This is a genomic window from Emticicia sp. (assembly GCF_049241225.1).
In the GTDB taxonomy this organism is placed as follows: domain Bacteria; phylum Bacteroidota; class Bacteroidia; order Cytophagales; family Spirosomataceae; genus Emticicia.
Window position 1 is genome coordinate 46,749 of the sequence record NZ_JBMLRC010000129.1, and the last position, 6,197, is coordinate 52,945.

6 protein-coding genes and 1 pseudogene are annotated in these 6,197 nt (G+C 38.5%); 2 read left to right on the top strand and 5 right to left on the bottom strand.

Features of this window, described 5'->3' with window-relative positions; translation table 11 throughout:
• A pseudogene (locus tag ACOVO2_RS08040) lies at positions 1-971 on the bottom strand (hypothetical protein); the annotation flags it as partial.
• 191 nt (positions 972-1,162) lie between these two features.
• Entirely contained in the window at positions 1,163-2,494 is a 1,332-nt protein-coding gene (locus tag ACOVO2_RS08045) for a hypothetical protein (RefSeq protein ID WP_421769464.1), read from the bottom strand.
• 392 nt (positions 2,495-2,886) lie between these two features.
• Between ACOVO2_RS08045 and proS the strand changes: the two genes are divergently transcribed.
• Together proS and ACOVO2_RS08055 are read left to right on the top strand one after the other, a co-directional pair.
• Entirely contained in the window at positions 2,887-4,362 is a 1,476-nt protein-coding gene (gene proS / locus ACOVO2_RS08050) for a proline--tRNA ligase (RefSeq protein WP_188766233.1), read from the top strand.
• Positions 4,363-4,503: 141 nt separating this feature from the next.
• Positions 4,504-4,923: an FKBP-type peptidyl-prolyl cis-trans isomerase gene (locus ACOVO2_RS08055; protein ID WP_188766232.1), complete on the top strand. Its 420-nt coding sequence runs from the start codon at positions 4,504-4,506 to the stop codon at positions 4,921-4,923.
• Positions 4,924-5,011: 88 nt separating this feature from the next.
• On the opposite strand, the gene ACOVO2_RS08060 is transcribed toward ACOVO2_RS08055, so the two are convergent.
• From ACOVO2_RS08060 to ACOVO2_RS08070, 3 genes are all read right to left on the bottom strand, one after another.
• Positions 5,012-5,272 (bottom strand): Txe/YoeB family addiction module toxin, encoded by a 261-nt coding sequence (locus tag ACOVO2_RS08060; protein ID WP_421769465.1) that lies wholly within the window; start codon positions 5,270-5,272, stop codon positions 5,012-5,014.
• The gene (locus tag ACOVO2_RS08065; RefSeq protein ID WP_421769466.1) at positions 5,269-5,544 is read right to left on the bottom strand and encodes a hypothetical protein; all 276 of its coding nucleotides are present in this window, start codon (positions 5,542-5,544) and stop codon (positions 5,269-5,271) included. Before ACOVO2_RS08065 ends, ACOVO2_RS08060 begins: the two co-directional genes overlap by 4 nt.
• A gap of 44 nt (positions 5,545-5,588) precedes the next feature.
• Positions 5,589-6,197 (bottom strand): carboxyl transferase domain-containing protein (locus ACOVO2_RS08070; RefSeq protein ID WP_421769467.1); only part of this gene is annotated, 609 nt, incomplete at its 5' end.

Sequence of the window (6,197 nt, forward strand, 5' to 3'; positions counted from 1 at the left end):
ATACGAGAATTGAATACCTCATTGACTGTTATCCAAGAGGGTGAAGTGATGTTGGCTCCCAAGCTGATATTATCAGAAACTTTAATGATAGTACCCACGCCTAAATTAATACCTCCACCGCTTGAAATCAAATCATCGCTGTAATCAAAACCATTAAATACTTTTCCTCTCGGAAACTGCTCAGAATAACTATTGAGGTTTTCGTAATTGAGCCTTACAAAACCCAGTGAAAATCCTAAGTATGTTTTATCATCAAAATTTGCACCATAAGCCAAATTCCATTGACTTTGATTGCCTAAACTCGAATTATTACCACTTTGAGTTACTGGTAAGCTGGTTTCGGCTTGTGTGTATCGGGTGTCATTATTGGCAACAGGGTCAATCATGTAAGACCAATAATACATTCCTTCAGGATAAAAAGCTGTTGCTGTATTTTCATCAAACTCATCATCTAATGTTTTTGCACTTACATTTAATGAATTAGCTTTTTCGGTGAAATAATTACCCATCGAACTTTTGTTATTTGTTCCAGCATAACTAAAATTCGATAATAGATTTACTTGTTTCGAGTAAGTTACGGCAAAAGTCGAACGTTTTTTGCGTGTTCCTCTACCATTACTACTCATAATAAGACCTAACTGACCGATATTTGCGTTTGAAGTATTAGCCTTACTTGTTGAGCCTGCATATAACGAAGAAGTATTCTGTGAGTTAAAAATAGGCGTAATACTCAATTCTGAACGATTATAGAATCCTAAACCAGCGGGGTTGCCCGAAGCATTTCCTGCGTCAGCTCCAAGGGCAGTATAGTTTCCTCCCATGCCTTGCATACGTGCCGAACCCGATACTTTAGATTGAGAATATCTGAAAGCATCTTCTCCATAAAAATGACCACCCAGTGTTAGTTGAGCTTGGGTTTTTATTCCTCCAAAAATCAAAGCGGAGGCTATAAAAATTCGTGTAAGTTTCATTGTAGTAATACTGAAGTTTGAAGAATAATAAACCAGATTTTTTTAATCTTTCGTATAATTACTTCATAGAAAAGGTAATTTAAGCGAGACTATTTTTAATAGAAAACCTCGCCAAACGCTATGATTCAGCGAGGTTCTCGAATGATAATTTAGAATATCTCAATGAAGAGTCTGAACAAACTTAGCAGAAATTATCTTGGTCCACGGCTTGAGCCGCCACCACCGCCGCCACCACCTGACGAACTACTACCACCACCACTTGACGAACTTCCACTACCCCAACTTGACGAGCTTGAAGAAGACGAACCTCTTGACCAGCTATCCGATGAAGACGAACCTCTTGACCAGCTGTTTGAAGAAGACGAACCTCTCGATGAAGAATTCCCGCTTCCACTCGACCAGTTGTCTGATGAACGACTGCTTGTTGATGGGCGAGAATAGTTATAACCTCCGTTATTTGAGCTATTCGAATTTGAATACGAACCGCCTTCTGTTCCGCCATTTCTACGAGGGCGTGCATAATAGGTATCGTTTGAAGTGTTTGAGCTTTCACCTCTCGAGTTACCGCGATTATATTCTCTACTGGCTGAACTGCCATTCCATTCACCATTTCTCGATGGACGTGCATACTCTGAACCGTTGGTTGTACGTGAACCATAGTTTGTCGAACGACGACCATCAGGTGTATTACCTCCACCGTTGTTTACGGCTGCATTCGTAAATCCACGATTGTAGGTTCCCGAACCACTACCGCCATCACGTGGGCCATAAGTTCGGATACGACCATTATTTACGCCATTCACACCCGATGTTATATTTCCGTAATAATTATTTACGAAGATGTTATTACCAAATCCTCTGTCGTAAAAGGCAAAAGAGTTAAATCCGTAAGGATTTCCCCAAGAATTCCATGAGTTGAAACCTCCCCAGCCCCATGAATTAAATCCACCACCCCAAAATGGGTCATAGAAACGATTGAAACCATAGCTACCCCAGAATGGGTCGTAGAAACGATTTCCCCAGCCCCATGAATTAAATCCACCACCCCAGAATGGGTCATAGAAACGATTGAAACCTCCAAAACCAAGACCTAGGCCAAATCCAGTTCCAAAACCATTTCCCCAAGTGTTACCAAAACGATTAAAAGGACTTGCCCAACCTACTGGCTGACTCCAAGCGTAGTCGTTCCAGCCTGACTGATAACCATCAGCGAAGCCAGAATCATACCCAGCATCACCATTATTATTACGATTTACTTTACGAGAGTTCAAATAATTCTCATCGTAATATTCGTCGGTACCAGTGGCGTTTTCTTGGCTTTGTGGCTCTTCTGGCTGATAACGTTGATTTTCAACGTATTCAGGAGTTTGCTTTGGTGTGTAAGCTACTTGTGGAGCATCTTTCGATGAACCGTAAGTATCATCGTATTCACCAGTGGTAGTGAGTTGCTTGGTTGAGCTACAACCCCATGCACTCAAAAGCACCGCTACCGATAGATATTTTATTGATTTGAAAGTGTTCATTTTACTATTAATTTAATGTGGGCTTTAAACATTTCTATGTATATGATGCGACAGGGTAGGAAATGGTTGTACGTTCTTTAAAATATTTTTTTCATTTCCCAAAATCAAGCTTTTTCAAACAATCGTCATTTAGACAAACAATTATTGAATAGTAACATTATTTTACAAACTTAATATAAAAACCTATCTTTGCAATCAGTTTGAGCATTAATATCTTATTAGAATTTGACTTAAACTGAGTCATTATAGACTTTTTCTAATAATAAAACGAAAAATGTCTGTCTAAAATTCAATTTTATTAAAATAACTTATTGAATATATGAATTGTTGAAAAGTTTTATTGCGTACAAAAACAATTCTTCATTCTACATTCTTAATTCTTCATTAAAAAAATGAGTAAAGGTCTTCCAAAACGTAGTGAAAACTACTCGGAGTGGTACAACGAATTAGTTAAACGTGCAGATTTAGCCGAAAACTCGGCGGTTCGTGGATGTATGGTTATTAAACCTTACGGATTTTCGATTTGGGAAAAAATGCAACGAGCTCTCGATGATATGTTTAAAGAAACAGGTCATACGAATGCTTATTTTCCACTTTTTGTGCCGAAAAGTTTATTTGAGGCCGAAGAGAAAAACGCCGAAGGTTTTGCCAAGGAATGTGCGGTAGTAACACACTATCGTCTGAAATCCGACCCAAATAATCCTGGCAAACTAATGGTTGACCCTGAGGCTAAATTGGAAGAAGAATTAGTTGTTCGTCCAACAAGTGAGGCTATCATTTGGAATACCTATAAAAATTGGATTCAATCGCACCGTGATTTACCAATTTTGATAAATCAGTGGGCAAATGTTGTGCGTTGGGAAATGCGTACTCGTATGTTTTTGCGTACGGCTGAGTTTTTATGGCAAGAAGGCCACACCGCTCACGCAACTGAAAAAGAAGCAATGGACGAAACCAAACAAATGTTGGATGTATATGCCACTTTTGTTGAAGAATGGATGTCGGTTCCTGTGATTAAAGGCTTCAAAACAGCTAACGAACGTTTTGCGGGTGCAGAAGAAACATTGTGTATCGAGGCCATGATGCAAGATGGTAAGGCTTTGCAAGCTGGTACTTCGCACTTCTTAGGCCAAAACTTTGCCAAGGCGTTTGATGTGAAATTCCAGAATAAAGAAGGTAAACTTGAACACGTTTGGGGAACTTCTTGGGGAGTAAGTACACGCCTTATGGGTGCATTGATTATGGCTCACTCTGATGATTTAGGTCTGGTACTTCCGCCAAAATTAGCACCGATTCATGTTGTAATTGTGCCGATTTATAAAGGTGATGAAGATTTAGAAGCAATCAAGGCAGTAATTATGCCGATTGTGAAAGAATTGAAGTCATTGGGTATTACTGTGAAATTTGATGATAATGATGCTTACCGCCCAGGTTGGAAATTTGCTGAATACGAATTAAAAGGTGTGCCTTTGCGTATGGCAGTTGGTATGAGAGATTTGCAAAATGGCGTAATCGAATTGGCACGTCGTGATACTTTAACGAAAGAAACTCGCCCAATCGAAGGTATTGCAACTTACATCAAAGATTTATTGGACGAAATCCAAACGGCTATTTATCAAAAAGCTTTGAACTTCCGTCAAGAAAATATGTTTAAAGTAGATACTTGGGCAGCGTTTGAAGAACAAATAGAAAAAGGTGGTTTCTTGCTTTGTCACTGGGATGGAACTTCTGAGACCGAAGAAAAAATCAAGGAACTGACAAAGGCTACTATTCGTTGTATTCCTTTAGATGCAGTTGAGGAAGAAGGAGTATGTGTGTATTCAGGAAAACCTTCAAGTAAAAGAGTAGTTTTTGCGAGAGCATACTAATAGAGTCATGACGGGGTCGCCCGTGCGGTTCTGAATTTTGAGTTCTGAGATTCTCAAACTAATCTTACAATTCTGTAAAATTGCTAATTCAGAACCCTTTGTCTTGTAATTCATATCATATAATTCATATTTTTAAAAAAAATGGTAAAATCAGGCGATAATGTAGCGGTACATTATAAAGGAACGCTAACCGATGGTACGGTGTTCGACAGTTCAGAAGGCCGTGAGCCTTTAGAGTTTCAAGTAGGTAGTGGTATGGTTATCGCAGGATTCGATTCGGGCGTAACTGGTATGGCTATTGGCGAGAAAAAAACAGTCCATATTCCAGTTGATGAGGCTTATGGCCCAGCCTCTGATGAAATGATTTTTACGTTCAACCGTTTGGATATTCCTGCGGATATTCCGTTGGAAATTGGTGGAACTTTAAATATGCACAATGGTCAACAATCAATGCCAGTGATTGTACGTGAAGTGACTGCAACAAAAGTTATTCTTGATGGTAACCATCCATTGGCTGGTCAAGATTTGATTTTTGAAATCGAATTAGTTTCGGTGAACTAATCAGGTAAGTCGTTTCGACTCCGCTCAACCATCGAATACAAAAAACGCAATTCCGAAATATTCAGAATTGCGTTTTTTTATGACTACTTTATTCGTAATGTCCCCAGATAGAATGAACAATTATTCCATTGTCAGTGACTGTATAAACTAATCGGTGTTCATCATCAATTCTACTTGACCACTTGCCTTTTAAGTTTCCTTTGAGCGGTTCTGGTTTTCCTGTACCATCGAAGGGGGTTCGACGACATTCTTCAATTAATTTTGCGATTCGTACGAATATTTTCCGATTTACAGCTTCCCACTCTACAAAGGTTTTCAAAGAATCTTTATCAAAAACAATTTTTCTCATTTTTGTCGAGAATAAAGATTAAGTTCTAAATCTTCTCTGTTTAGCACTTTTTGTGTAAACTTTTCAAACTCATCTCCCTCGAAAACATATTGATTATCCGATTTTTCGCTATTCAATATTTTCTCTTCAAAAGCTTCTTTCGACATTTTGTAGGGACTATCTTCTGCTTTTATCGAAAACTCAACATTAACTTTTCCTTTCAATGTCTTTTTCAAGGCTTTGAAAAACTCATATGTTAATTCTTCTTCATTTAATTGATAAGTGATTTGCATGACTTTATCTGTTTAGGATGTTGCAAATATATCAAAAAATAAGTTTAAACTTCTTCAAATTCTCCCATTGCACAGAATTTCTCAATTCTTTCGTCGATGCGTTGTTGAGGTGTTTTCTTTGATAATTCTTCTATTTCACTCAAGATTCGTTTTTTCAAACGTCTCGACATATCGTCCCAATCAAGATGAGCTCCACCAAGTGGTTCTTCAATCACTCCGTCAATTAATTTATTTTGGAGCATATCAGTCGAGGTGAGTTTCAAAGCTTCTGCTGCTTGTTCTTTATAATCCCAACTTCTCCATAAAATTGACGAACAAGATTCTGGGGAAATAACTGAATACCAAGTGTTTTCGAGCATCAAAACTTTATCGCCAATTGCAATACCTAATGCACCACCCGATGCACCTTCTCCAATAATGATACAAATGACTGGTACTTTTAGCATCATCATCTCTTTCAAATTACGGGCGATTGCTTCACCTTGGCCACGTTCTTCTGCTTCTAAACCTGGGAATGCCCCTGGAGTATCAATTAGCGTTACGATTGGTTTATTGAATTTTTCGGCCAATTTCATCAAGCGAAGAGCTTTTCTGTAACCTTCAGGGTTTGGCATACCAAAGTTTCGGTGCTGACGCTCTTTGGTTTTTCTTCC

Bases quoted from the DNA above. Each gene is read 5' to 3' on its own strand.
- ACOVO2_RS08045 (WP_421769464.1), bottom strand. From the start codon at position 2,494: ATGAACACTTTCAAATCAATAAAATATCTATCGGTAGCGGTGCTTTTG.
- ACOVO2_RS08055 (WP_188766232.1), top strand. From the start codon at position 4,504: ATGGTAAAATCAGGCGATAATGTAGCGGTACATTATAAAGGAACGCTA.
- ACOVO2_RS08065 (WP_421769466.1), bottom strand. From the start codon at position 5,544: ATGCAAATCACTTATCAATTAAATGAAGAAGAATTAACATATGAGTTT.
- ACOVO2_RS08060 (WP_421769465.1), bottom strand. From the start codon at position 5,272: ATGAGAAAAATTGTTTTTGATAAAGATTCTTTGAAAACCTTTGTAGAG.
- proS (WP_188766233.1), top strand. From the start codon at position 2,887: ATGAGTAAAGGTCTTCCAAAACGTAGTGAAAACTACTCGGAGTGGTAC.